The 25,827-nt window shown below is 72.9% G+C and carries 22 protein-coding genes and 1 pseudogene; 12 read left to right on the top strand and 11 right to left on the bottom strand.

Annotated features, from left to right (window positions below):
• Nucleotides 1-146 precede the first annotated feature (146 nt).
• Both LUU90_RS10625 and LUU90_RS10620 read left to right on the top strand, forming a co-directional pair.
• Nucleotides 147-1,193 (top strand): LacI family DNA-binding transcriptional regulator, encoded by a 1,047-nt coding sequence (locus LUU90_RS10625; RefSeq protein WP_275003393.1) that lies wholly within the window; start codon nt 147-149, stop codon nt 1,191-1,193.
• Between the two features lie 221 nt (nt 1,194-1,414).
• Nucleotides 1,415-3,535 (top strand): beta-galactosidase, encoded by a 2,121-nt coding sequence (locus tag LUU90_RS10620; protein ID WP_275003392.1) that lies wholly within the window; start codon nt 1,415-1,417, stop codon nt 3,533-3,535.
• A gap of 57 nt (nt 3,536-3,592) precedes the next feature.
• Here LUU90_RS10620 and LUU90_RS10615 read toward each other — a convergent pair whose 3' ends face one another.
• On the bottom strand, nt 3,593-4,177 hold the full coding sequence (locus LUU90_RS10615) for a MarR family winged helix-turn-helix transcriptional regulator (RefSeq protein ID WP_275003391.1): 585 nt from the start codon (nt 4,175-4,177) through the stop codon (nt 3,593-3,595).
• A gap of 117 nt (nt 4,178-4,294) precedes the next feature.
• On the opposite strand from LUU90_RS10615, the gene LUU90_RS10610 reads away from it, so the two are divergent.
• A complete protein-coding gene (locus tag LUU90_RS10610) occupies nt 4,295-4,741 on the top strand; it encodes a pyrimidine dimer DNA glycosylase/endonuclease V (RefSeq protein ID WP_275003390.1) in 447 nt (148 codons plus the stop codon).
• Entirely contained in the window at nt 4,738-7,011 is a 2,274-nt protein-coding gene (locus LUU90_RS10605) for an MMPL family transporter (protein WP_275003389.1), read from the top strand. Before LUU90_RS10610 ends, LUU90_RS10605 begins: the two co-directional genes overlap by 4 nt.
• A gap of 5 nt (nt 7,012-7,016) precedes the next feature.
• Here the strand turns inward: LUU90_RS10605 and LUU90_RS10600 are convergent, their stop codons facing one another.
• Complete coding sequence (locus tag LUU90_RS10600) at nt 7,017-7,874, bottom strand: TetR/AcrR family transcriptional regulator (protein ID WP_275003388.1); 858 nt, start codon at nt 7,872-7,874, stop codon at nt 7,017-7,019.
• Between the two features lie 76 nt (nt 7,875-7,950).
• Between LUU90_RS10600 and LUU90_RS10595 the strand changes: the two genes are divergently transcribed.
• Complete coding sequence (locus tag LUU90_RS10595) at nt 7,951-8,550, top strand: GNAT family N-acetyltransferase (RefSeq protein WP_275003387.1); 600 nt, start codon at nt 7,951-7,953, stop codon at nt 8,548-8,550.
• 10 nt (nt 8,551-8,560) lie between these two features.
• Here the strand turns inward: LUU90_RS10595 and LUU90_RS10590 are convergent, their stop codons facing one another.
• Together LUU90_RS10590 and LUU90_RS10585 are read right to left on the bottom strand one after the other, a co-directional pair.
• Nucleotides 8,561-9,355, bottom strand: a complete 795-nt coding sequence (locus LUU90_RS10590) for a ferredoxin reductase (protein ID WP_275003386.1) — start codon at nt 9,353-9,355, stop codon at nt 8,561-8,563.
• Nucleotides 9,348-10,010: a sulfite oxidase-like oxidoreductase gene (locus LUU90_RS10585; RefSeq protein ID WP_275003385.1), complete on the bottom strand. Its 663-nt coding sequence runs from the start codon at nt 10,008-10,010 to the stop codon at nt 9,348-9,350. Before LUU90_RS10585 ends, LUU90_RS10590 begins: the two co-directional genes overlap by 8 nt.
• 112 nt (nt 10,011-10,122) lie before the next feature.
• Between LUU90_RS10585 and LUU90_RS10580 the strand changes: the two genes are divergently transcribed.
• From LUU90_RS10580 to LUU90_RS10570, 3 genes are all read left to right on the top strand, one after another.
• Nucleotides 10,123-10,935, top strand: coding sequence for an NPP1 family protein (locus LUU90_RS10580; protein ID WP_275003384.1), 813 nt, complete (start codon nt 10,123-10,125; stop codon nt 10,933-10,935).
• A gap of 233 nt (nt 10,936-11,168) precedes the next feature.
• Complete coding sequence (locus LUU90_RS10575) at nt 11,169-12,536, top strand: NAD(P)/FAD-dependent oxidoreductase (protein ID WP_275003383.1); 1,368 nt, start codon at nt 11,169-11,171, stop codon at nt 12,534-12,536.
• Nucleotides 12,526-14,163: a cytochrome b gene (locus LUU90_RS10570; protein WP_275003382.1), complete on the top strand. Its 1,638-nt coding sequence runs from the start codon at nt 12,526-12,528 to the stop codon at nt 14,161-14,163. Before LUU90_RS10575 ends, LUU90_RS10570 begins: the two co-directional genes overlap by 11 nt.
• Nucleotides 14,164-14,196: 33 nt before the next feature.
• On the opposite strand, the gene LUU90_RS10565 is transcribed toward LUU90_RS10570, so the two are convergent.
• Nucleotides 14,197-15,033, bottom strand: a complete 837-nt coding sequence (locus tag LUU90_RS10565) for a phosphotransferase (protein ID WP_275003381.1) — start codon at nt 15,031-15,033, stop codon at nt 14,197-14,199.
• Nucleotides 15,034-15,167: 134 nt separating this feature from the next.
• On the opposite strand from LUU90_RS10565, the gene LUU90_RS10560 reads away from it, so the two are divergent.
• The 3 genes and pseudogenes from LUU90_RS10560 to LUU90_RS10550 form a co-directional block, all read left to right on the top strand.
• On the top strand, nt 15,168-16,637 hold the full coding sequence (locus tag LUU90_RS10560; protein ID WP_275003380.1) for an FAD-dependent oxidoreductase: 1,470 nt from the start codon (nt 15,168-15,170) through the stop codon (nt 16,635-16,637).
• 134 nt (nt 16,638-16,771) lie between these two features.
• Nucleotides 16,772-16,996, top strand: coding sequence for a hypothetical protein (locus LUU90_RS10555; RefSeq protein WP_275003379.1), 225 nt, complete (start codon nt 16,772-16,774; stop codon nt 16,994-16,996).
• Nucleotides 16,997-17,184: 188 nt separating this feature from the next.
• A pseudogene (locus LUU90_RS10550) lies at nt 17,185-17,934 on the top strand (DUF4184 family protein); the annotation flags it as partial.
• A gap of 45 nt (nt 17,935-17,979) precedes the next feature.
• Here the strand turns inward: LUU90_RS10550 and LUU90_RS10545 are convergent.
• The 5 genes from LUU90_RS10545 to LUU90_RS10525 all read right to left on the bottom strand — a co-directional run bounded on the left by LUU90_RS10545 (nt 17,980) and on the right by LUU90_RS10525 (nt 23,805).
• Entirely contained in the window at nt 17,980-20,079 is a 2,100-nt protein-coding gene (locus LUU90_RS10545) for a DUF222 domain-containing protein (protein ID WP_275003377.1), read from the bottom strand.
• A gap of 334 nt (nt 20,080-20,413) precedes the next feature.
• Nucleotides 20,414-21,220: an SDR family NAD(P)-dependent oxidoreductase gene (locus tag LUU90_RS10540; protein WP_275003376.1), complete on the bottom strand. Its 807-nt coding sequence runs from the start codon at nt 21,218-21,220 to the stop codon at nt 20,414-20,416.
• A gap of 57 nt (nt 21,221-21,277) precedes the next feature.
• Complete coding sequence (locus LUU90_RS10535) at nt 21,278-22,195, bottom strand: DNA-3-methyladenine glycosylase family protein (protein ID WP_275003375.1); 918 nt, start codon at nt 22,193-22,195, stop codon at nt 21,278-21,280.
• A 108-nt stretch (nt 22,196-22,303) separates the two neighbouring features.
• Nucleotides 22,304-23,047 (bottom strand): esterase/lipase family protein, encoded by a 744-nt coding sequence (locus LUU90_RS10530; RefSeq protein WP_275003374.1) that lies wholly within the window; start codon nt 23,045-23,047, stop codon nt 22,304-22,306.
• The gene (locus tag LUU90_RS10525) at nt 23,044-23,805 is read right to left on the bottom strand and encodes an alpha/beta fold hydrolase (RefSeq protein WP_275003373.1); all 762 of its coding nucleotides are present in this window, start codon (nt 23,803-23,805) and stop codon (nt 23,044-23,046) included. The genes LUU90_RS10530 and LUU90_RS10525 overlap by 4 nt, the downstream gene beginning before the upstream one ends.
• A gap of 121 nt (nt 23,806-23,926) precedes the next feature.
• On the opposite strand from LUU90_RS10525, the gene LUU90_RS10520 reads away from it, so the two are divergent.
• Nucleotides 23,927-25,555: an NAD-dependent epimerase/dehydratase family protein gene (locus LUU90_RS10520; protein ID WP_275003372.1), complete on the top strand. Its 1,629-nt coding sequence runs from the start codon at nt 23,927-23,929 to the stop codon at nt 25,553-25,555.
• On the opposite strand, the gene LUU90_RS10515 is transcribed toward LUU90_RS10520, so the two are convergent.
• Nucleotides 25,537-25,761 (bottom strand): CDGSH iron-sulfur domain-containing protein, encoded by a 225-nt coding sequence (locus LUU90_RS10515; RefSeq protein ID WP_275003371.1) that lies wholly within the window; start codon nt 25,759-25,761, stop codon nt 25,537-25,539. The genes LUU90_RS10520 and LUU90_RS10515 overlap by 19 nt on opposite strands.
• Between the last annotated feature and the right edge of the window lie 66 nt (nt 25,762-25,827).

Below are 25,827 nucleotides of genomic sequence, written 5' to 3'. Positions count from 1 at the left end.
TGGGTGCCGGCACACCGCCGGACACGACCCCGGAGCAAGGCCAGCCGCACACCGCCGGTGTGAGACGGGGCTTGACTACGTAGTCAGGCCGTGGTGTGCTCTCCGACGTTTGACTACGTAGTCAAACCTCAGCGAAGGAGCTGCAGATGGGCGCCACCCCCCGGGTGTCGATGACCGACGTCGCACGCCGGGCCGGCGTGTCGCAGAAGACCGTCTCGCGCGTCGTCAACGGCGAGCCCCACGTCGCCGACGCGATCCGGGCGAAGGTTCAGGAAGTCATCGACGAGCTGGGCTTCCGCCCGAACGCCGCGGCCCGCGCACTGGTGACCCGCCGCAACCAGCGCATCGGCATGGTCACGCTGAGCACGTCGCTGTACGGGCCTGCGGCGATCCTGGAGGGCGTCGACGACGCGCTGCGCGGCTCCGGCTACTACCTCAGCGTCGCGCGCACGCAGGGCAACAGCGTCGCCGACCTGCAGGCAGCGATCGACGAGCTCGTCACCCAGGACATCGCCGGCCTGGTGCTCTCCGAGCCGATCGACCTGGGCCACCCCGACCTGCGCATCCCGCACGGGCTGCCGGTGCTCAGCTTCGACTCCCCCGCCGCCCCGACCGCCGAGGAGCGTCCCGACCAGCTGGTGATGGGCGCCGACGAGACGGCCGGGGCCAGGTCCGCCACCGACCACCTGCTCGCCCGCGGGCACCGCACCGTGCACCACCTCGGGGGCACCGAGGGGTGGGCGGCCACCGCGCGGCGGGTCGAGGGCTGGCGCGGCGCCCTGGCCGACGCCGGGGCCAAGGCGCCTGCCGTCGTGCACGGCGACTGGACTCCCCGGTCCGGCTACGAGGCGGCCTCCGAGCTGCTGCGCCGCGGCGGCGTCACCGCCATCTTCGCCGCCAACGACCACATGGCCATCGGCGCCATCCGGGCGGTGGAGAAGGCCGGTCTGCGGGTCCCGCAGGACGTCAGCGTCGTGGGGTTCGACGACGCCCCCGAGGCCGAGTACCTCTCCACCGCCCTGACCACCGTCCGCCAGGACTTCGCCGAGGTCACCCGCCTGGCGATGCACCGGCTGGTCCGCACCATCGAGGGCCGACCGCCCGCGGAGCGGCACCGGCTGATCCCGGCCCAGCTCGTCGTCCGGGAGAGCGCGGCGCCGCCGCCGGCGCGAACCGCGCCGGCACCGCGCTGAACCGACCCGCGCTGAACCGACCCGCGCTGAACCGATCCCCGGCGCGACCGACACGCACCGACCGTCCACGCTGAGGAGCGCTCGATGAAGAGAACCCTGACCAGCAGAACTCCTCCTGCTGCGCAAGCAGCTCCTGGACGGGCTCTCGGCGGGTGCCGTGAAGGGCTGACCCACGACCGCACGACCACCAGATCTCCTGACCACCCTTCTGAGAGGACAGCATGAGCGCACTGCACCACCTGACCGACGGGGTCCTGTTCGGCGCCGCCTACTACTACGAGTACCACCGCCCGGAGGACCGGCGCACGGGCCGCCTGGACCGGGACCTGGACCTGATGGTCGAGGCGGGCTTCTCGGTGATCCGGGTCGGCGAGTCGGTCTGGTCGACCTGGGAGCCGGAGAACGGCCGCTTCGACCTCGACTGGCTGCAGCCGGTGCTCGACGGCGCGCACGAGCGGGGCATCAAGGTCGTGCTCGGCACACCGACCTACGCGGTGCCGATGTGGCTGGCGCGGCTGTACCCGGAGATCAACGTCGTCCGCGAGGACGGCACCGCCATGGGCTGGGGCGCGCGCCAGGAGATCGACTACACCCACCCGGCCTTCCTGTTCCACGCCGAGCGGATCATCCGCGCCGTCGTGGCCCGGTACGCGCAGCACCCCGCCGTCGTCGGGTTCCAGGTGGACAACGAGCCCGGGAACGAGATCTTCCACAACCGGCAGGTCTTCGAGCGGTTCGTGGACCACCTCCGCACCCGGTACGGCACGGTGGAGCGGCTGAACGACGAGTGGGGCCTGACGTACTGGTCCCACCGGCTCTCGACCTGGGCGGACCTCTGGACACCGTCGGGCAACGCGCAGCCCCAGTACGCCCTGGCGTGGCGCAGGTTCCAGGCGCAGCTCACCACGGACTTCATCGGCTGGCAGGCGGAGGTCGTCCGCGAGTACGCGCGTGACGACCAGTTCGTGACCACCTGCATCTCCTACGAGCGACCCACCGTGCAGGACGACGCGCTCACCCGCGAGCTGGACGTGACCGCCGGCAACCCGTACTACCGCATGCGCGACCACCTGGCCCTGCCCCCGAGCGCGGACGCGAACAACACCTGGATGACGGCGGGCACGTGGTCGCTGTACGCGTCGGCGGACCGCATGTACTCCTCGAAGCAGGCTCCCTTCCTGGTCACCGAGACCAATGCGCAGGCGATCGGCCACCCGTGGCTGAACGAGCCCGCCTACGACGGCCAGTGGCGCCAGGCCGCCTGGGCGCTCATCTCCCGTGGCGCCACGATGATCGAGTACTGGCACTGGCACACGCTGCCCTACGGCACCGAGACGTACTGGGGCGGCGTGCTGCCCCACTCGCTCGAGCCCGGTCGGACGTACCAGCAGCTGGCGGCCCTCGGCGGCGAGCTGCGCACGGCCGGCGCGACGGTCGCGAACCTGACCCCGGACGCCGACGTCGCGCTCGTCTACTCCAGCGCGAGCAAGTGGTCGCTCGCGGAGTTTCCTCAGATCGGCGGTGGCGCGGGCCCGGACGAGCGGGGCTACCACCGGATCTTCGACAGCTTCTACCGAGGTGCCTTCGACGCCGGCCTCCAGTCACGGCTGGTGCACGACGCCCAGCTGACCGACAGCAGCCCGGAGGAGTTCACGGACGTGCACCCGGTGCTCGTCGCCGCCGGTGTCACCATCGCCGACGACACCTGGCTCCAGTGGCTGGAGCGGTACGCGGCCGCCGGTGGTCACCTCGTGCTGGGCATCCGTACCGGTTACGAGGACGAGGAGGCCCGCGCGCGGGCCGAGCGCAAGCCCGCGCACCTGAGCGACGCGGCCGGCATCTTCTACGACGAGTTCGCGAGCATCGACACGCCGCTCGCCGTGCACGGCGCCGAGGGCTTCGACGTCCCGGCGGACGCCCGAGCGACCAGCTGGGTGGACAGCCTCCAGATGCTCGACGCCGACGTGCTGGTCCGCTACGACCATCCGCACTTCGGCCGCTGGCCCGCCGTGACCACCCGCGCGCACGGTTCCGGCCGGGTGACCACGGTGGGCACCATCCCCGATCCGGCACTGGCCCGTGCGGTGCTGTCCTGGGCTGTCGGGCACCACGGGCCGGTCACCGACGGGCCGCAGTGGCGGCCTCAGGGACCCTCGCAGACCGTCACCGGTGCGACCAACCCAGCCGGCGAGCGCGTGCGGTTCGTCCACTCGTGGTCCTGGGAGCCGAGCACGTTCGTGCTGCCCGCCGCGGTGCGCGACGTGATCAGTGGCGCCGAGATCGCCGCCGGAACCGAGCTCGAGCTGGGCCCGTGGGACGTGCGGGTGCTGCTGGAGGTGTGACGCCGGCCGCCGACTCCGAGCCTGCTTGCACGGACCTGCACCGACCGGCGTGCGCGCTCAGCCGTGGTCCGAGATCGGGTCCGAGATCGGGTCCGGGTGGTCCGTGTCCTGGTCCGTACCCGCCAGGTCGTCGAGGAAGCGGGTCACGATCGCTCGTTCCTCGGCGGAGAGCCGTGCCGCGGCGTCGAACCGGCGGGCGTGGCTGCGTCCGACGGACTCCCGCGCGGCGCGGCGCGTCTCCTCGGTGACCTCGATCGCGAGGCTGCGCCGGTCGGAGGGGTGCGGGAACCGCCGCACGTGGTTCCCCGCGGCCAGCCGGTCGATCAGCTTCGTGGTCGACGCCGTCGTGATGGCCAGGTGCTCGGCGATCGCGCCCGGCGTCACCACACGACCGTGGTTCTGCATGGCGATGATGAAGCGCAGCGCACGCATATCGGTGTCGCCGAGCTTCATGTAGCGCCGCGAGGCCTCGCTCATGCGCCGCTCGGTCTCACGCCAGCGGCGCAGCGCCTCCAGGACGCCCACGACCTGGTCGACGTCGGCGTCGTCCATGCCCGCGCGCCGCACGATCTCCTGGTGTGGATCCATCACGCGCGGATCCATCATCGACGGCTCGGCGTCCTGGCGGGTATCGGGATCCACGATGGGATGCTACCCCTTCGACTTATTGCTTCATTTGCTTGAATGTAGCCTGGCTAGCTAAATTGGCACCCACACGGCCGGGACCGACCCGGCCGACATCGAAGGAGGTGCGGGCACATGCGGCTCTGGTCGTTGGATCCGGCCATGCTCGACCGGCAGGGTCTCATCGCGTGCTGGCGCGAGGCACTGCTCGCGCAGGCCGTGCTGCTGGGCCGCACCAAGGGCTACACGCAGCACCCGCAGCTCGAACGCTTCCGCGAGCACCCGCAGCCCGCCGTCGCCATCTCTGCCTACCTCCATGGCCTCCGTGACGAGGCGACGCGGCGCGGTTACAAGTTCGACCCCCAGCGGATCTCGCAGCCTCTCGACGAGCACACCGGCAGCGCCGCCCGGATCGCTGTGACCGCCGGACAGCTCGATCTCGAGTGGCAGCACCTCCTCCACAAGCTCGCGGTCCGCTCCCCCGTGCACCGCGCCGACGTCGTCTCGACCGAGCCGCCGTCCCCGCACCCGCTGTTCGTGGTCGTCCCCGGCCCCGTGGCGAGCTGGGAGCGTGCCTCGTGACCACCGGTTCGCGCGTACCGCGCTGGCTACGGGTGACCTTGCCGGCCGTGCTCATCCTGGTGTGGCTCGTCGGTGCGGCGATCGGCGGGCCGTACTTCGGGCGCGTCGACGAGGTCTCCTCCAACGACCGAACGGCCTACCTGCCCGCTACCGCCGAGGCGACCGAGGTGCAGGAACGGCTCTCCGGCTTCACCGAGGGTGACGCGGTGCCCGCGATCGTCGTCTTCGTCGCCGCGGAAGGCTCGTCGGACACCCCCGCGGGCGGCTCGGACACCAACAGCGGCGAGCTCACCGACGACGACCTCGCCGCGATCGGCGAGACGCTGACGGCGGTCGGCGAGCTGGACGTGGTCGACGGCGAGGTCTCGCCGCCGATCCCCGCCGAGGACGGCGCGGCAGCCCAGGCCTTCGTGCCGCTGTCCGGGTCCGCCGACCTGGGGGAAGCCACGACGGAGCTGCGGGACACGCTGAGTGCCGGCCTGCCGGACGGCGTCGACCTGTACGTCACGGGACCCGCCGGCTTCTCCAGCGACCTGACGACCGCGTTCGCCGGGATCGACGGGCTGCTGCTCGGCGTCGCCCTCGCGGCGGTGCTGGTCATCCTCGTGGTCGTCTACCGTTCGCTGCTGCTCCCGCTGGCCGTGCTCGCGACGAGCATGTTCGCGCTGTGCCTCGCGCTGCTGACGGTCTGGCACCTGGCCCGGTCGGGGGTGCTGCTCCTCAGCGGGCAGACCCAGGGCATCCTGTTCATCCTCGTCATCGGTGCGGCGACCGACTACGCGCTCCTGTACGTCGCCCGCTTCCGTGAGGAGCTGGTGCACACCCCGGACCGGTGGACCGCCACGTGGCGCGCGCTGCGCGGCTCGTTCGAGCCGATCCTCGCGTCGGGCGGCACGGTCATCGCGGGCCTGCTCTGCCTGCTGCTGAGCGAGCTGCGCTCCAACAGCACGCTCGGACCGGTCGCCGCCGTCGGCATCGTCTTCGCGATGCTCGCCGCGCTCACCCTGCTCCCGGCGCTGCTGCTGGTGCTCGGCCGCGCGGCCTTCTGGCCCCGGCGGCCCGCCTACGACCCGGCCGCCGGCCAGGCGGAAACCGCGGGTGGCGCGGAGCGTGGCCTGTGGGGGCGGGTCTCCCGCGCCGTCCGGACGCGGCCACGCACCATCTGGATCACGACGGCGGCGGTCCTCGCGCTCGGCTGCGTGGGCATCACGCAGCTCCAGGCCTCCGGGGTACCGCAGTCGGAGCTGGTCCTCGGCGCGTCCGAGGCACGGACCGGACAGGAGCGGCTCGCCGAGCACTTCCCCGCGGGTTCCGGGACCCCGGTCTACGTCGTCACGCCCGAGGACCAGCTGCAGCAGGCGGCCGACGTCCTGCTCCAGGAGGACGGCATAGCCCAGGTCGCCATCTCTGCGGACACCCCGAGCGGTACGGCCCCGGTGACCGCCGACGGCATCCAGGCCGGCCCGCCAGGTGGCCCGGGCGCGCAGGGCGAGCCACCTGCCGAGGCAGGTGGACCGCCGGCCGAGGCAGCCGGCGAAGCTGCCGCACCGCCCGTACCCGAGCCGGTCGTCTCCGACGGCGCGGTGCTCCTCCAGGGCACGCTGGACGACGCCGCGGACTCCGCCGCTGCCGAACAGACGGTGCGCGACCTGCGCGCCGCCTATGCCGACACGGTTCCCGATGCGCTCGTGGGCGGCGAGTCCGCCACCGACCTGGACACCAACGAGGCGTCGATCCGCGACCGGACCCTGATCGTCCCGATCGTGCTCGTCGTGATCCTGCTGATCCTCATGCTGCTGCTGCGCGCCGTGCTCGCGCCCGTGCTGCTGGTCCTCACCACCGTGCTGTCGTTCGGGACCGCCATGGGTGTGGCCGCCCTGGTGTTCAACAACGTGCTGGGGTTCCCGGGCGCCGATCCGGCGGTGCCGCTGTTCGGCTTCGTCTTCCTCGTCGCGCTGGGGATCGACTACAACATCTTCCTCATGACCCGGGTCCGGGAGGAGTCGCTCGCGCACGGCACGCGCGAAGGTGTGCTGCGCGGGCTGCGGCTGACCGGCGGCATCATCACGTCGGCAGGCCTGGTGCTGGCCGCGACCTTCACGGCGCTGGCGGTCATCCCCGTGCTGTTCCTCGCGCAGCTCGCCTTCATCGTCGCGTTCGGCGTTCTGCTCGACACCTTCGCGGTGCGGTCCTTCCTCGTTCCGGCCCTGAGCTACGACATCGGCCGGGCGATCTGGTGGCCCTCCCGGCTGGCCCGCGGACGGCGGTAGCCGGCTCACGGGTGGTCGTCGGACGAGGTGAGCCCGGCGATCACCCGGACCAGCCCGTCGCGGAACCAGGTGTCGACGTCCGCGTCGAAGGTGGCCGGGAGCCTGCCACCGCTCGCGGCGTCGAGCCAGGGGTGACGCCGGCGGGCGCCGGTGCGGTCGAGCCGCCGCGCTTCCTCGGCCCACCACGCCCGGTAGGCCGTCCCGGAACGGCCCGCCTGCTCGTGCTCCGCCAAGAGCATGAGGGCCATGCCCTGGACGTACCCGCTCAGCGCGATGTACCTCGCGAGGGCCGACGGCGGGTCGAGCCCGAGCTGCTCGAACGCCTCGGTGCTCGCCCGCGCGGCGTCGAGGACGGCCGGGACGAGCGGCGGCCGGCTGCTGGCGAGCACGGACACGAGCCACGGGTGCTCCCGGTAGGTCGCCCATTCCTCCTCGGCGAGCCGGGTGAGGGTCCGGACCGGGCTGTCCGACGGCGGTGCCCCGCCGCGACGTCGCACCAGGAGCTGCTGGACCAGCGTCGCCACGAGGCGGTCGCGGCCCCCGAACGCCCGGCGCGCCTCCGACAGCGCGACACCGGCGTGACGAGCAGCCGCGCGCAGCGTCACCGTGCCGAGCCCGTGGGCGTCGGCCAGGCCGATGGCTGCACGGACCAGGTCAGCGCGCGCGTCGCCGGTACCGGACCCGGAACCGGACCCGGCCTCGCCGCTCCGATCGACAGCGGCCTGCGGCGCCGACGCCGCGAGGCGTCCCTCGTCCCGGCGGCGCCGGTACGCCCGCGACTGACACGACCGGGAGCAGTAGCGCCGCGGTCGCCCGGTACCCGAGGGCAGGCCGAGAGCTCGCCCGCACTCCACGCACGTCATGCCTCGCCCTTTCGTCGCACAGCTTCGTGAGACGAAACTACTTCGACGTCGGCCTCCCGTGCACGAGGCTGGATCCATGTCGATGCCTCACCTGATCGTCCGGCCGTCCGTGCCCTCGGAGTTCACCTCTGTGCTCCGGGTCTGCGTCGAGGCCTTCGCCGACGAGGCGGTGTCCGCCTGGGTCGAGCCCGACCCGACGCGGCGGCACGAACACACCCGGGAGCTCTTCGAGTCCTCGCTGCGGGCAGCCGTCGACGCCGGGCAGCTGCTCGTCGCGTTCCTGCCCGGCGGGGATCCTGTCGCCGCATCGGTCTGGGCCGACCTCGACGGCGCTCCCCCGGAGCCCGAGCTTCCCGACGGCGACCGCCCGGCCGGCCGCCGTCTCGCCGACGTCCTGTCGGCCACGAGCGCCCGGCACCCGGACGTGCCCCACGTATACCTGTCGGCGATGGCCGCGCTCCCCCGCCGTCGCGGCCTGGGCGCAGGCACCGCCCTGCTGCGGCACGGCCTCGAGCGGGCGCAGGGTCTCGGCCTGCCGGTCTACCTGGAGGCCTCGACACCGCAGAACCGCAAGCTCTACGCGCGGCACGGCTTCCAGGACCACGGCGAGCCCATCCCGCTGCCCGACGGCGGTCCCGTCCTCCAGCCCATGTGGCGCGGAGTCGACGGCCGCTGACGGACCGGCCTCAGCCCGCGGCCGGTCCGAACCGCTCGGTCCGGACGCGGGCCGGGTCGTGCCCCTGGGCCACGACCATGCGCGAGACCGCCTCGACGAATCCCGTGGGCCCACAGATGTACACCCGCGGTTCCAGCTCGGCCGGCCAGCCCCACGAGGCCAGCTCGGAGTCGGTCAGGCGCCGGGGGCCACGCAGAGCGGTGAGCGAGACGGCCCTGGTGAAGATCGTGCTGGCGTCGAAGCCGTCGCCACGGGCGGCGAGCCGCTCCAGCTCGTCCGTGTACAGCCGGTCCTCCGGCGTACGCACCGAGTAGATCAGCCGGAACGGCGTGCGGTCACCGGCCTCTCGGCGCGCCCGGACCATCGCCATCACCGGGACCAGTCCCGACCCACCGGCCACGAGCAGCACGGGTGTGCCGGCGTCACGCACGGGGTCCCAGACGAACCATCCGCCGATCGGGCCACGCACCTCGATCGCCGAGCCGAGCGGGAACTGGTCGACGAGGTACGGGGACACCTCACCGTCGCGGACCCGCTGGACCGTGACCTCGACCCGACCGGTACCGGGCTCCGCCGGACCGCTCGCGAGGGAGTACGACCGCTCGGCCCTGTAGCCGTCGGGTGCGGTGAGGCGCAGGTCGAGGTGCTGACCGGCCAGGTGGCCGGGCCAGCCCTGGACATCAAGCACGAGCGTCGCCGCGGACGCGCTCTCCGCCCGCCGACCCACCAGCGTGGCGACCTGCCAGCCGGAGGGGACGGCGTACCGGTCGCCGAGCCGCGCGCCCCGGGCCTCGGCCTCAGTCACCCTGGTACCTCTGCTCGCGCCACGGGTCGCCCAGGTCGTGGTAGCCGAGCTTCTCCCAGAAGCCCGGCCGGTCCGTCGGCATGAGGGTGAGCGAGCGCACCCACTTGGCCGACTTCCAGAAGTACAGGTGCGGCACGAGCAGCCGGGCCGGACCGCCGTGCTCGGGGTGCAGCGGCGCGCCGTCGAAGGTGTGCGCGATCCATGCCTTGCCGCCCAGGAGGTCCGCCACCGGGAGGTTGGTGGTGTAGCCGCCGTAGGAACCGACCATCGCGAAGTCCGCGGTGGACTCCACCTCGGCGAGCAGTACGTCGAGGGAGACGCCGCGCCAGCGGGTGCCGAACTTGGACCAGCGCGTGACGCAATGGATGTCCACGGTCGGCGCCTCCTGGGGCAGCGCCATCAGCTCCGCCCAGGTCCAGGACTTCGTGGCGCCCGCCTCGTTGGTGACGGCAAAGCTCCAGGTCGCCGGGCTGACGTTCGGCGTGGGGCCCGCGGAGAGCACAGGAAATCCCTCCTCCGCGTACTGCCCGGGAGGGAGAGTCACGCCCTCCGGGCGGGCCCGGCCCCGGAAGCCGGGCGTGAGAGTGGCGCCGGGGTCTTGGTCGAGTTCGGCAGGATCAGAGCCGCCCGGTACGGGCGGGGTCGCGCTGGTCATGCCTCAAGGTAGCGCCGCGCCTACGTGGTCGCCCTCATTGCCCGAGGCATGGCACGCCCATAGCATCCACGTGCCCTGTTTTTCACCCGCACAGGACACAGGAGAGCCAGTCATGGACCGTCCGAGGTCTCACCGAGTCTCGCGCCACACCTCACGGCGCACGTCGGCCCGGCTCGCGGCCACCGCCGCGCTCGTCGCCCTCGCTCTGACCGTGCCGGCGACCGTCGCGCACGCCGACCCTCCGCCGAACCTCCCGCAGAACGCCTCCGGCATCGAGCAGTCGTTCTCCCCCGCCTACGACTACGACGGCGACGGCTGCTACGCCACGCCCGCCATCGGCCCGGACGGCACGATCGCGCCCGGGCTGAACATCGGCGGCGCCGTCAACGGGAACTGCCGCGATCAGTCCGACCTCGACAACTCGCAGACGTACTCGCGCGAGAAGTGCAACAACGGCTGGTGCGCCGTGATGTACGCGAGCTACTTCGAGAAGGACCAGACCATGGCCGGGTCGATCGCGATCGGCAGCCACAAGCACGACTGGGAGCACGTGGTCGTGTGGGTCGATCAGGGCTCGAACCAGGTCGAGCACGTCTCGATCACCGAGCACAGCGGATCGGCCACCTACCCCCGGTCGGACGTCCTGTTCGAGGGGTCGCACCCCAAGATCGTCTTCCACAAGGACGGGCCGAGCACCCACCTGTTCCGGCTGGCGAACGGCAACGACGACCCGCCCGAGAACCACTACGGCGACTGGCGCTACCCGCCGATCGTGGACTGGGACGGCTGGCCCAGCACGTCGCTGCGCGACCGTCTCATGACCGCCGACTTCGGCGGGGCGACCATCAAGATCGACGACGGCGACTTCGCGTCATGGCTGGCGCGGATGAAGCCGGCCGGGATCCCGTTCGACCCGGCCGCATAGCACCCGGCCGGACGCCCCCAGCGGCAACCGTTGCTCCGGAGAGTGTGTTGCTGTGAGTGGACTGAGTGGACAAAAGGTCTACTCACAGCAACACCTCCCGCCAGCGAGGTCTTTCTCCTGCTCCGACACCGAGGTCGCGGCGACGACGCCCACCCGCCGCGCGATGTGACCACCACCACGTCACATCTCGCGGCGCTGCGTTGTCGATCAGGTAAGACCACCAGGAGGTTGTCATGGAGAAGATCCTGATCGTCGGCGGCGGCTACGCCGGCTTCTACACCGCGTGGGGGCTGGAGAAGAAGCTCCGCCGGGGCGAGGCGGACGTAACCCTCGTCGACCCGCACGGTTACATGACCTACCAGCCGTTCCTGCCGGAGGTCACCGCCGGTTCGATCGAGGCGCGGCACGTCATGGTGTCGCTCCGCAGGCACCTGCGCCGCACGACCATCGTCGCCGGCCACACGACGTCGATCGACCACGCGCACCGCACGGCGACCGTCCGGACGAACGACGGCACGCTGCGCGAGATCGCGTACGACACGATCGTCGTGACCGCCGGCGCGGTGACCCGCACGTTCCCCGTCCCGGGGATCGAGCAGGAGGCGATAGGCCTCAAGCACGTCGAGGAGGCGGTGGCGATCCGCGACCAGCTCCTGACCGCGTTCGACCGGGCCGCCCTCCTGCCCCCGGGCCCCGCGCGCCGCAGGCTGCTGACGGTCACCGTCGTGGGCGGCGGGTTCACCGGGGTCGAGGTGTTCGGCGAGCTGCTGTCCCTGGCCACGAGCCTGCTGCGGTCCTACCCGGAGCTCGACCGCGACGACCTGGCCTTCCACCTCGTCGACGCGAACAAGCGCATCCTGCCCGAGGTCACCGACGAGCCCGGCCGCTGGGTCGTGGAGCACCTGAAGCGCCGAGGGGCACGCGTCCACCTCGGTACCCAGGTCGTCTCGGCGGCAGACGGCCGGATCATGCTGTCCACCGGCGAGTCGTACGGCAACGGGCTGCTGATCTGGGCGGCGGGCAACGGCAGCAACCCCGTCGTCGCGCGGAACACGGACCTGCCGGTCGACGAGCGCGGCCTCGTCCGCGTCCGGGCCGACCTCCGGGTCGGCACCGACGACGCGCCCGTCCCCCACGCGTGGGCCGCGGGCGACAACGCCGCCGTGCCCGACCTGGCCTCCCCCGTCCCCGGCGCGCGGACGGTGCCCAACGCACAGCACGCGGTACGCCAGGGCAAGCTGCTGGCGAAGAACCTCGTCGCGGACCTCCGGGGCAAGCAGCCGCGGCAGTACCTCCACCACAGCCTTGGCACGGTCGCCACCCTCGGCATCGGGCAGGGCATCTTCCAGTACCGCCGCCTGGTCATCAAGGGGTTCCTGGCCTGGCTCATGCACCGCGGGTACCACGTCCTGGCCGTCCCCACCTGGGAACGCAAGGTGCGCGTGCTGTTGGTCTGGGTCTCGGCGGTGTTCTTCGGCCGCGACATCATCCCGCTCGCCACGGTGCAGCGGCCGCGGGCGGCCTTCCTCGCGGGCGGCGATCCGTTCGCCGAGGCCGACGCCGGCCGCCCCGAGCTGAGGGTGGTGCGCGATGCGGGCTGACCGCGACCGCCGTCGGGCCGCCTTCCTCACGCGGCTCGGTCAGCACCGGGTACAGCTGCGCTGGTCGAACCTGTTCGGCGTCGTGACGTTCGCCTGCCTGCTCGTCCTCGCCGTGACGGGGGTGCTCCTGGCATTCTGGTACACGCCGTCGAACGAGCTGGTCACCTACGACGGCCCGTACGGGCCGCTGCGGGGTGCGACGGTGACCGAGGCCTTCGACTCGACGATGCGCATCTCCTTCGAGCAGACCGGCGGCCTGCTGGTGCGCCAGACGCACCACTGGGCGGGGCTCGTCATGCCGGCGTCGATGATCCTGCAGCTCCTCGTCACGTTCTTCACCGGCGGGTTCCGCCGTCCGCGGCAGCTGAGCTGGGTGCTGCTGGTCGTGGCCTTCCTCCTGGTGCTCCTGGCCGGCTGGAGCGGGTACGCGCTCCCCGACGACATGCTGTCCGGAACCGGCCTGCGGATCGTGGAGGGCGTCGTCCTCAGCATCCCGTTCATCGGCACCTGGGTGGCGCTCTGGATGTTCGGAGGGCCGTTCCCGGGGCAGATCATCGAGAACCTGTACCCCGTCCACGCCGTCGTCGCACCGGGGCTGCTCGTGCTGGTCATGGTCGTGCGCGGCGTGCTCAGCCTGCGTCACGGGCAGGCGGTGCACCCGCAGCCCGCCCCGACCGCTTCGCTCGGCCTGCGCCTCTGGCCCGACGCCGCCCTGCGGGCCGCCGGGATGACCGGGATGACCGCCGCGGTGCTGGTCCTGCTCGGCGCGACGTCGACGGTCAGCCCGGTCTGGTCCTACGGGCCGGCATCCGGGGGCGAGGTCGGTGCGGGAAGCCAGCCCGACTGGTACATGGGCTTCCTCGACGGCGCGCTACGGCTCGTCCCCGTCGGCTGGGAGGCCGAGTGGATGGGCTGGACCATCACCTTCGCGACGCTGGTGCCCCTGGTCGTGATCGCCGGCTACTTCGCGCTCCTAATCGTCTACCCGTACCTCGAGGCCTGGGTCGACCAGGACCGCGAGCCGAAACATGTGCTCGACCGGCCGCGGAACGTCCCGGTCCGTACGGGCATCGGCGTCGCCGGCGCGCTCTTCTACGGGATCCTGTGGGGCGCCGCGAGCGCCGACATCGTCTCCACGGAGTTCGGCATCCCGTTCGAGACCATCATCACGACGCTGCAGGTGGCTCTGCTCGCCGGGCCCGCGCTGGCGTTCGAGACGACCCGGCGCATCTGCGTCGGGCTGCAGCGCAAGGACCGTGGGATCGCGCTGCACGGGCACGAGACGGGTCGGGTCGTCCGGATGCCGAACGGCGGGTACGCGGAGATCCACCAGCCGGCCGACGACGCGGAGCTGGCCCTGCTGACGGTCGCCCCGGTCCCGGCGGTGCCGGGGCGGCCGGACCACGACGGCCGGCTCAGCGGGCGGGAGCGGCTGCGCGGTGCGCTGTCGCGGCGGTTCGGCACGGGACACGTCGTCCCGGTACTGGAGCGCGACCGGGTCCTGGTGGCGGGTCGGGTGGGCCAGGTGGGGCATGCCGACCAGCCGGCGGGGGCGGGGAGCCGCGACACGGGCAGTGATACGGGCAGCGGTCCGGGCAGCGGCACGGAGCTGACCCGGTCCGGGTGAGCCGGCCCAGCGCCGTCGGGCAGCCGCGCCCGGTTATCCGCCGAGCGGACCGGCCTCGTGCCGGGCGCGGCGCAGCATGTCGACGAGCCGGGCACGCTCGGCTCCGACGCCCTCCGACAGGCGCGCCGCGCCGTGCACCACCAGCCAGGGCTCGACGTCCCGCAGCGGGCCGCGCGCACCGCGGGCGTACGCCCGTGCGTAGGCGCGCGTGAACGCCGCGCGCCCGGCCGCCATCAGGCCCCGCGTCGCCGGTCGGGTGCTGGGATCGGCGTCGGCCCAGCGCAGCAGCAGGAGGGAGCGCGCGTGGTCGGCCTCCGGCACGCCGCGGGCGGCGTTGGGCCAATCGATGACGACCACCCGGCCGCCGTCGACCATGACGTTGCCGGGGTGGTAGTCGCCGTGGCACAGGCGGTCGCCGGACGGCAGCCCGTCGAGCACCCGCAGCGCGAAGCCCTGCAGCTCCCGCGGCAGGGGCGCCGACTCGATGCGCGCGGCCAGGACCTGCCGGACGTCGGGCAGCTCCGCGGGCCCCTGGGCGTCATGGACGGCGAGATGGGACTGCGCCAGCGTGCGGGCGAGGGCTGGCATCCGCCACGGCCGACGTCGCAGCTGGTCCAGCAGGTCGCTGCCGGCGACGCGCTCCAGCACGAGTCCTTGCCGGCCGCCGTGCTCCACGACGTCGACCAGGTCCGGGGCGATGTCGCGGCCCGCGAGGCCGGCCAGCGCCGCGGCCTCCGCATGATGGCCGGCGTAGCCGGGGCGGTACAGCTTCAGCACCGCGTCGACGCCCCACGCATACACCTCGGCCTCACGGCCTGCGCCCAGCCGGGGCCCGATCCCGGCGTCCTCGCCGGTCGTCGAGTAAGTCATCCGGACAGTGTGGTGCGTCCGCCGGGGCCGTCGCCACCTCCTTGTGGCGACACCGCGCTCGTGCGCGACGCGGCGACGGCGTAGCCCGGCGGCAGCACCTCGCACGACGAGATCTCCGGGCAGAATCGGGAGGCATGACACGAGACCTCGAGTCCCGCGCCCCGCACGGCACCTCCGCGCCAGGCGCGACGGCGTCCGGCACGAGGCCGTCCGGCACCGTGCCGGACGACGCGTGGCAGATCCTGGAGCAGTCGCTCGACGGTGAGGTCCTCCGGCCCGAGGACGCCGGGTATCCCGCAGCGAGCCGGCTGTTCAACCGGAGGTTCGACGACCTCCGGCCGGCTGCCGTCGTGTTCGTGCACTCGGCCGACGACGTCGCCGAGTCCCTGCGGTTCGCCCGGGCGCACGGCGTGCCGGTGGCGGTCCGGAGCGGCGGCCACTCCTACGCCGGCTGGTCCAGCGGGCACGGCCGGCTGGTCATCGACGTGCGGCGGATGAACCACGTCACGGTCCACCCGGGCACGGCGCTCGTGGGCGCAGGCGCCCGCCTCGGCGACGTCTACGCGGCGCTCGACGAGCACGGCGTCACGATCTCGGGCGGCACCTGCCCGTCCGTCGGCGTGTCGGGCCTGACGCTCGGTGGCGGGCACGGCCTGCTGTCGCGCGCCTACGGCCTCTCGTGCGACAACCTCGTCGAGGCGACGGTCGTCACGGCGGACGGCATGGTCCGGGCCTGCGGCGCGGAGACTGAACCGGACCTGTTCTGGGCCCTGCGCGGCGGGGGGAACGGCAGTTTCGGCGTCGTCACGGAGCTGCGCCTGCGGACCCACGCCGTCCACGAGTCCTCGTCCGCGGACCTGGCGTGGCCGTGGTCGCGAGCAGCGGAGGTGCTGGCCGCCTGGCAGGACTGGGCACCCGACCTGCCCGACGAGATGTGGTCGGCCCTCCGCCTGCACAAGGACGCGAACGGCCCCTCGGTCTCCGTCGTCGCCTTCGCTCTCGGTGGCCACGACGCCCTCGCCGAACGCCTGCGTGAGCTGCCCGGCGAGCGCACCGTCGACACGATCCGCACCGAGCCGCACCTCGACACGGTCCGGAGGTTCGCCGGGGACACCGCCGGCCCGGCCGATCGGCCGTGCTACGACGTCCGGAGCGGGTTCTTCGCCCGGTCGCTCTCCGCCGAGGCGATCGGCGCGGCGATCACCACCGTCGAGAACGCCCCCGCCGGCATCGACGTCTCGATGGCGGCCGTCGCGATGGGCGGCGCCGTGAACCGCCGGCCCCCGCACGAGACGGCATTCGTCCATCGCCACCACCGCTTTCTCGGGCAGTACGAGGCGAGCTGGGACCCCGGCGGCGAGCGTCCGGCGTCCGCAGCCGACGCCGACGCCGACGCCGCAGCCGCCGCCGCTGCCGAGCAGTGGCTGGGCGCCATCTACTCCGCCCTGTGGCCGCACTCGTCCGGGGAGGCGTACCAGAACGACGTCGATCCGCGCCTCCCGGACTGGCGCCACTCGTACTACGGGTCCGCGACCGGCCGGCTCGAAGAGCTCAAGCGACGGTACGACCCGGACCGGATGTTCGACTTCCCGCAGGCGCTCTGACCGCGTCGCCCGCCCGGAACGTCGCGCCGACGGCGGGCCACCGGCCCACGGTCCGCACCAGGACGACGTCGGCCCGTGCGCCCGCCGCGAGTGAACCGCGGTCGGTGAGTCCGGCTGCCCGCGCCGGGCCCGATATGACCGGCCCGACGGCGCGCGGCAGCCTCCTGCTCGAGCGGCTCGGCTGGCAGGACGGCGTGATCGACGCCGTCGTCTGCACCGACGACGTGCCCGCGGGGCGCCCGGCGCCCTACCTGGTCCACCGTGCGATGGAGCGCACCCGGTGCGCACGGCCGACGTCCTCACCGTCGGTGGCCGACCTGCCGGAGGTGCTGGCCCGGCTCGGCGACGAGCCTTCCTGACCGCATCGGCGCCGCGACCGGCTCAGCGCGGCGTCCCCGCCTGCGGCACGTCGCGGCCGACCGAAGGGGTTTGGCGGTACTGTCCGGCAGTCGCCACCGCGCACCGCCCCGGCTCCGAAGGACCTCACGTGCCGTTCACGCTCTCCCATCCCGCTGCCGTGCTGCCCCTCCTGCGGCACCCCTTCAGCGCTGCGGCACTGGTGGCCGGGGCGGTGGCCCCCGACATGCCGTACTTCGCTCGCAGCACGCCGATCGTGGTGACCGCCCAGTCCTGGTACGAGCCCTACCTGAACGCCACGACGTCGCACGGCCTGCTCGGGGCGATGACCGTCAGCCTGCCCTACGCGATAACGCTGTGGGGCCTGTTCCTGGTGGCCCGTCGCCCGGTCGGCAGCCTGCTCCCTGCGCCCGCCGGCGCGCCGCGGCCCGTGCCCGGCTCCGAGGCGAGCGCGCGGCTCCGGCGTGGCGGCTGGGTGCTCCTGTCCCTGCTGATCGGCATCGCCACGCACCTGGTCTGGGACTCGCTCACGCACAGCGACGGCTACGTCGTCATGCACGCGCCGTTCCTGAGCATGCCGCTGGCCGGCGACCTCACGTGGGCCCGAGCACTGCAGCACCTCAGCACCGTCGGCGGGCTGGTCGTCATCGCCGTCTTCCTGTGGCGCCGCCGATTCCGCCTGCTGCCCCAGGCTGTGGCCGGACGGCGGAGCGCCTGGCGGCTCCTCTGGATCGGCGTCGGCGTGGCCGCCGTCGGCGCCGTCGCCGGAACTCTCGGGTGGTGGAGCGGCGCTTCCGGGCTCAGCACGCGGGACATGGTCGAGACCGTGCTTTCGGACGCCGCGACAGGCGCCGGCGCGGCGCTCATCGCCACGCTGTTCCTTTACGTCGCAGCGTGGTGGGCGGTCCGGGGCATCCGGGCGGTGCGTCAGTCGCGCTGACAGGCACGCTCGTCGTCGGTCGGTCAGCTCGGGCTCGGGCATCTCTCAGAAGGGTGGTTCGTCGGGGTCGGGTTGGCCGGTCGTGCTGGTCGGGCTGGTCGGGCTGGTCGGGCTGGTCGAGCCGGTCGAGCCGGTCTGCTCGGTCTCCTCGGTCGCGCTGGTCGGTCGGGTCCGTATCGCTCCGGGTTCGGTCGTGGTGTAGGGCCGGGGTAGGCGCTGGCCCGTCAGTCCTCGAAGGGTGAGGTCGGTGCTGGTGTCGGGATCGATGTCGTCAATGTCGACGTGGGTGTCCAGGACGGTGGGTGGCCGCGTGTGGGTGCGGCCGGTGGGAGTGGTCCAGATCGTGATCCCCGTGTCAGGGTCGCGGACGATGTCCCAGCCGGCGTGCGTCTTGAGCAGGTGGTGCCTGCGGCACAGGGCGTGCAGGTTGTGGGCGCGCGTCTGCCCGGGTCGGCGATCGGTTCCTGCGTTCTTGTCTCGGTTCCTGGACCCGCCTGGTGGCCCGCTCGTTGTTTCGCGTGCGCTCCGGACCGTTGTCCCGCGCGGACGATTCTCGGTGTGGAGCTTCTTGGAGTCGTGGCCGTCCTCGTCGGAGTGCTGGCCGCGATGGTGGTCGAAGGGTTCGATGTGGTCGAGGTCGCAGCGGATCGCCGGAGTCTCGCAGCCCGGGAACGTACAGGTCTCGTCGCGGCTCTGGACCGCGGTGCGTAGCGTCTTGCCGGGTTGGTAGGTGGTGGTGGAGTAGTCGGTCAGGATCCCGGTGACGGGGTCGGTCAGCAGGCGTTGCCAGGTCGCGTCGACCGCGATGGTCCGGGCGGTCTCGGCGGGGATGGGCCCGTAACCGTCCAGGAGTCCGGGGGCGTGGTCCAGGCCGAGTAGAGCGCTGGCCGGGATGGTGACCCGGACCACGGGACGGCTCGGTGTGACCCGCACCGGCCGCACCACCTCCTGCACGACCCGCTGGACGGGCGCCCGGCCACCACACGTACACACCGGCACCTGCCCGCTCGTAACTGCCACGGCGTCGGCCTCAATGTCGGTATCAGGGTTGGTGTCGGTATCAGGGTTGGTGTCGGTGTCGGTGTCGGTGAACCGGCCCGCGGGCAGAAGGCGACCGGTGACGATCCCGGTCAGGCAGTCCGCGCGCAGCTGTCCCAGGGTCCGCTCCTCGCCAGCGGTGTGCCGCAGCTGGTGGGCCAGGTCGTCGACCACACCCCACACCGCCGCCGCATCCACCGCGGGCAGATACGCGGACAACCAGCCCATGTCGTTCTCCGCCCGGTCCACCTGCACGCTTCGGCGTTGCGCCTCGGCCCGGGCAGTGGCCGCAGCACCGTGCAAGTTCTTCGCGAACGCCAGCATCCTCTCCTGCAACCACTTCCACGTCCGTCGCGGCGCCTGCGGCAGGAACAGGTCGATCGCCTCCGCCCGCTGCGCCACGGTCAACTGAGACGCCGACCGCAGCAGGGTGTGTGCCTTACGCGTATCGATCCGACCCGCGATCAACGCCGCGATCACCGACGGATGCTGCGTACCGGACTCGGCACGGGTCACCACCTCGACGGCTTCACGTTCGGTGACCACCAGCTCGCTGGTGACCTGCCCCACCAGGCTGTTGTGCGCCAACGGGTGCGTCTCCCTCGCGGCACGTTCGGCCACCACTCGGGCCTGAACACCCGCCACCCACGACTGCAACCGCCCACACGCCATCACGAGATCACCGAGCACGTCATCAGAGAGACCAGCCAGAACACCCGAACCAGCTGCACCACCTCCACCCGGGGCTACATCCGATCCCCCAGCGGCGGGCACACCACCATCCACGGTCCCAGTCAGGCCACCAGCCAGACCCTCGTCCAGGTTCCCGTCCAGGTCGATCGCCTCCGCGACCACCCGCGCCAACCGCACGTCCGGCGCACCGGACAACGCCTCACGCAGGAGATCCTCCGGCCACAACACCACCGGCACAGCGTCCGGCGGCCAGTCCGGCGGCCAATCCGTCGGCATGTCCGTCGGCATGTCCGTCGGCATGTCCGGGGGCATGTCCGGGGGCATGTCCGGGGGCGTGGCCGGGGGCATCTCGACGGTCGCGCCCTCATCCAGGAGGGCACCGGACACGCGGTCGTCATACGCTCCCTGGTGCATGCCGGCTCACCTCCCCACGTGGTTCATCACTCAAAAAGAGTAGTTGACGCCCGCCATTGATTCGGACGTTTGTTCGACTCTAGGCCGAGCCACTGACACCCGCGCGTTCTTCTGCCCGCTGCGTAAGAACGCGCGAGCACCGCCGCCCGCCCGTACGCAAGCACCCGTGCGGACCGGTTGAACCACCGGCAGGCATCACCGATCCCCGGCCCGCACATCCCGTCGCCGGGTCATCGCCGCACCGTCACTCTGTGTCGCGGTGTGGTGGGTGTTCCGGGGAGTGCGTGTGGTGCACCCGGCCCGCAGAACCGGCGCCCATGCCACGTGCCGAGGCTCAGTCGTAGGCCGTCCAGGGGTCCGCCCGGACGCGCTCGTCGACGGCTGCCGCGTCGTCCCCGACGATGACGCGCCACTCACCACGCTCCACCGCTCTCAGGATGGTGTCCGCGGCTGATGAGCTCGACACGGGCTCGTAGTCGGCGAAGAGCGAGCCGAGGGCACGTCGCCAGGTGCGCGGCGGTGCGGGCATCCTCGTACGGACGTGACCGGCGAGCACCAGGACGGCGGACAGGTGTGGAGCGTTCCTCTGGAAATCGACAACGAGGGACTCCGTGAACCCGCGCACCGCGAACTTCGCCGAGGAGTACGCCGAGTGCGGAGTGCGTGAGCCAAGGCTCGCCCAGAGCGCGTTCACCGAGGCGGTGTTCACCACCGCTCCCTGGTCCGCGGTCAGCATCATCGGCAGGAACTCGCGCGTGCAGTTGTAGGTGCCGTGCCAGGACACCGCGAACGTGCGCTCCCACTCCTCCGCCGGTGAGTTGACGAAGGACATTCCGCCGACGGCGCCGGCGTTGTTGAACAGGAGATGGACGGTCTCGGTCTCGTGGGCCCTCGAGACCTCCTGCTGGAGCCGGCCCACCGCAGCACGGTCGGCCACGTCATGTACGTGCGCGGTGACCCGGACGGCTGGGTTGATGCCGTGCGCCTTGCGTACGGCAGCGTCGAGCCTGGCTCCGTCCAGGTCGCACGCCGCGACGTGAGCGCCCTGGCGCACCAGCTCGAACAGGAGGTCACGCCCGATACCCGACGCTGCCCCGGTCACCACGGCGCGACGGTCCCGGAAGCTGTCGAGAAGGGCCATGCGGCCCACGCTACCGGGGGCGTAACCGGCAGCGGGAGCGACCGTGCGAGGTACCGCTCAGAACGCCCGGTAGTCGGCGATCGGCAACTTCGGCCCCCGGCGCGGTGCCTTGTGGCGCCCGTCGATCATGAGCAGCCGGACCACCCGGTGCCGGTGCGGGGCGTAGGGCGCCAGCAGCCGCAGCATGCCGTCGTCGTCCGTGCGCTCGCCGGACAGCGCCCAGCCGACGGCCGCGGGCAGGTGGAAGTCACCCACGGAGACGGCGTCCGGGTCGCCGAACGCGCGCTGCGCCACCTCCGCCGACGTCCACACCCCGACGCCCTGCACCTTCTCCAGCCGCGCGCGGGCCTCGGCCGGCGCCATCGCACAGGCCTCCTCGAGGCGCGGCGCCACCAGGGCGCAGCGCGCCACGGTGCGGGCGCGTCCGGGGTCGACACCGGCGCGGTGCCAGTCCCACACCGGCACCCGGGTCCACGTGCCCGCGTCGGGGACGACCCGCAGCCCGCCCCGCACACCGTCCGGCGTCGGACCCGGTGCCGGCGTGCCGTACCGCCGGACGAGCCACTGCCACGCCCGGTGCGCCGTCACGGTCTGCACGCGCTGCTCCAGCACGGCAGGCACGAGGGCCTCCAGCACGCGGCCGCTGCGTGCCATCCGCATCCCCGCGGCACGGCGGTGGGCGTCGCGCACCTCGGGCGGTGGCGTGAAACCGGTGACGTCGTCGTCCTCGCCGAGCAGCGCCGGCAGCGCCTCGGCGGCCTCCCTGGCGCCGTCGCCCCACAGGTGCACCACCACCTCGTGCGGGCCGGCCGGCACGAAGCGCTGCGTCACCGGCCCCGTGGGCAGGAGCGACGTCCGCCAGACCGTGCCGTCCGCCGCCCGGCGGAACGTCGGGTCCGCGGGACCGTGCCCCAGCGGCCCCAGCGTCAGGGCGACGTCGAGCCGGCGGGGCGAGCCGTGACGGACGGTGAGCACCTTCCCAGTTCACCACGCGGGAGCCGGCGATCCGGAATCCCGGGCCGTTTTTTTCGGCCAGGACCGCGGACCAGGAGCACGCGCACGCGCACGCGCACGCGCACGCGATCAGAGGACCGTGTGCTCGGCCTCCACCCGCGCCACCTCGCGCACGACGGTGTCGACGAGCAAGGGGTGACCGAGCGGCCGGAAGTGGCCGGACAGCGGGAGCTCGACGTTCCGCGCGCCCGTCAGGTGGCCGGTCTCGGGAATGTGCGGGTCGAAGCGGGGGTAGACGGCGGTGATGCGCTCGTTGACGAGCAGCTCGCCCGCGAGCGCCAGCAGCACCGGGTCGCGCGGGTCGAACGACCGCAGCGCCCGCGAGACCATGTACCGCGCCCAGCGGGAGCCGGTGAACGGCGTGGCGATCGCCACCATGCCGAGCACCTGGTCGCTCGCCGCAGAGAGCAGCACCCGCTTGCCGATGAGCCCGCCCTTGCTGTGCGCCACGAGGACGGCGTCGCACAGCCTGGTCCGTTCGAGGTGCTCGATCACCCTCTCCGCCGACTCCGGGACGGGCCGCGCGTTGTACCCCAGGCCGGGGACGGCGTGCACGGGGTGGCCCGCGCGGGCGAGCGCCGTCGCCACGGGTCCCAGGAACTCCCACGTCTCGTAGATGCCGGGCAGGAGCACGACGGGCGCCCGCTCACCAGAGCTGTCCCCCGCCGCGGCGCCCGCGCCGGCCCCTGCCGCGGGCAGCGCCGGGCGTCGGACGAGGTGGCGCAGCTGCCGGTCGGTGGCCCACGCGTAGTCGGCGGCCCAGGCGCCGAGGCGCGCGAGCGTACCGCCGGGCGAGCGACGTCGTTCGGTCACGCGATGCCCCGTCCCGCCGACCGCCAGGTCTCGAGCACGATCTGCGCCACGCCATCGGGATCGGCGTCCATGGCGTGGTGCCGGCCTCGTACCGTGCGCTGCTGCCCGAACGGTGCCGCGGCCGCGAGCTCCTCGGCCCAGCGCTGGGACGCCACCCCGTCGCGGGCGCCGCGGACCACCACCACCGGGACGGTGGAGCGGGGCAGCACGTCCTCCAGACGGTAGCCGATGACGTTGCGCAGCTGCCAGAGGTAGTAGGGGATGCTGCAGCGCACGAGGGCGTCGACGAGCAGCACCCCGATGGTCCGCGGCGATTCCCCGACGGCGTCGGCGGCCAGGCGTGCCGCCTGGCGCGGGATGGTCCGCGCGCCGGGTTCCGCCGTCGGGCCGATCAGGACACCGGCGGACGCCGCGTCCGGGTGGTCCGCGAGCAGCTGACCCACGACCTGTGCCCCCATGGAGTGCCCGACGACGACGGGTGCCGGCAGCCCGGCGTCGAGCACGTGCTCCCGTACGTACCGGGCGACGGCGCCTGCGTGCTCGGGGATCGTGACATCGCGGCGCAGGTGGGGTGATGAACCGAATCCCGGCAGGTCGACGGCGTGCACCGCGCCGTGCGCCACGAGGTGGTCGGCGAGCCGCTGGTAGGCCCGCGACGACGAGCCCACACCGTGCACGAGCACCACTGCCCGGTCGGCCTCGCGCGACGTGCGGACGTAGCCGACGATCGTGAGATCGCCGTCGCTCGACCGTTTCATACAGTGGACACTAGCGTCGGGCATACCGCCAGCATGGGTGCACGCGCCGCCGCCCGCACGGTCTCGCCCGCACGGTCAGGCGCCGGATGCGAGCGACCGGGCCGGGTGCGACTGTAACTCCATGCGGGTAGTCGTCGTCGGAGCCACAGGGAACGCCGGGACCGCGCTCGTGCGGGCCCTGCACCAGGAGCCGCAGGTCACGTCGGTGCTGGGCATCGCGCGGCGGCTGCCCGACCGGAGCGCCGAACCGTACCGGCATGCCGAGTGGGCACCGGTCGATGTAGCGGCCGAGGAGACCGAGGCGGTGGTCGCGCGACTCGCCGAGCTGTTCGCGGGCGCGGACGCCGTCGTCCACCTCGCATGGCTGGTCCAGCCGAACCGCGAGCGCGACCTGCTGCGCCGCACCAACGTGGAGGGGACCCGTCGGGTGGGCGAGGCGGTGGTCCGCGCGGGTGTGCCACACCTGGTCGCCGCATCGTCGGTGGGTGCGTACTCCCCCGTCGACGACGACGAGCCGAGGCGCGAGGACTGGCCCACCCAGGGGATCGAGACGTCGCACTACAGCGTGGACAAGGCGGCGCAGGAGCGCGTGCTCGACGAGCTGGAGGCCGCGCACCCCGAGCTGGCAGTGGCACGCCTGCGCCCGTCGCTGATCTTCCAGGCGGACGCCGCACAGTCGGTGGTGCGGTACTTCCTGGGGCCGCTCGTGCCGGCGCAGCTCTTGCGCCAGGGTCGGCTGCCCGCGCTGCCGCTGCCCGCGGGGCTGAGACTGCAGGCCACCCATGCCGACGACGTCGCGGACGCCTATCGGCGCGTGGTCGTCGAGCGGGCCAGCGGCGCGTTCAACGTGGCCGCGGACGGCCTGCTCCGTGGCGCCGACCTGGCGCGCATCGTCGGACACGGCCGGCTGGTCGAGGTGCCGCCCGCCGCCGTCCGAGCGGCACTGGTGGCCGCGTACGACGGCCGTCTGGTGCGGGCGGACCCGGGCTGGCTCGACATGGCGATGAGCGTCCCGGTGCTCGACGCCACGCGAGTCAGGACGGAGCTCGGATGGGCGCCGCGCCACACCGCCGCGCAGGCGGTCGAGGAGCTGCTGGCCGGGATGGCGGTCGGCCAGGGCGCGCGGTCGGCTCCGCTGCGCCCCGCGATGCCCCGCCCGCCCGGCGGGTCCGTCATGCCGCTGCGGCACCGCGGCGCCCTGCGCATCCCCGACTCGATGGACCGGGAGCTCTTCTCGCTGTACCTCTCCGACCACCTCACCGGCACGACGGCGGGGCTGGAGCGCATGGAGCTCATGACCCGCAGCCACCGCGACACGCCCTTCCACGCCGAGCTGGCCGAGGCGACCGAGCAGCTGCGGGGCGAGCGCGAGCTGTACCGCGACCTGATGGACCGGCTCGGTGTGCCGTTCCGTCGGCACCGGCAGCTCGCCGCGTGGCTCGCCGAGAAGGCCGGCCGGCTCAAGCTGAACGGCCGGGTCACCCGCCGGTCGCCGATGTCGCCGGTCCTCGAGGCGGAGCTCATGCGGTCCGCGGTGCTGGGCAGGATCAGTGGCTGGCAGACCCTGCGCGAGCACGCCGACGAGATCGGGCTGGATCCCGTGCAGCTCGACGGGCTCATCGACCTCGACCACCGGCAGCTCGAGCTGTTCGACCGGTTCCACGCGTACCTGCGTCAGCGGGCGTTCCGTGGGCGGCCGCTCGGTCAGCCGCCGCTCGGTCAGCCCTCCGGTCAGTCGTCGGAGCGGTAACCGTTCACCTTGTGCGTCCCGTCGCACCAGGGTGCGATCGCGGTACCTCCGCAGCGGCACAGCGCCACGGTGGCCCGACGGCGGGGGACGGGCTCGCCGTCCGGCCCCAGGATCGTCGCCGGACCGCGCACCAGCAGCGGCCCGTCGGGGCACGCCGTGACGGTGATGTCTGGTTGAGCGGTCCGTGTGTCGTCCGACGTCGTCATGCCGGCTCCCTCCAGGTTCGGTCAGGTTCTTCGGTCTTGCCGTCGGGTCGGGCGCCGTACCCGGGC

Origin of the sequence: Promicromonospora iranensis, assembly GCF_028994775.1 — a bacterium.
Taxonomy (GTDB): domain Bacteria; phylum Actinomycetota; class Actinomycetes; order Actinomycetales; family Cellulomonadaceae; genus Promicromonospora; species Promicromonospora iranensis_A.
Note: the sequence above shows the minus strand (reverse complement) of the source record. Positions and strands in the feature narration are given on the sequence as shown.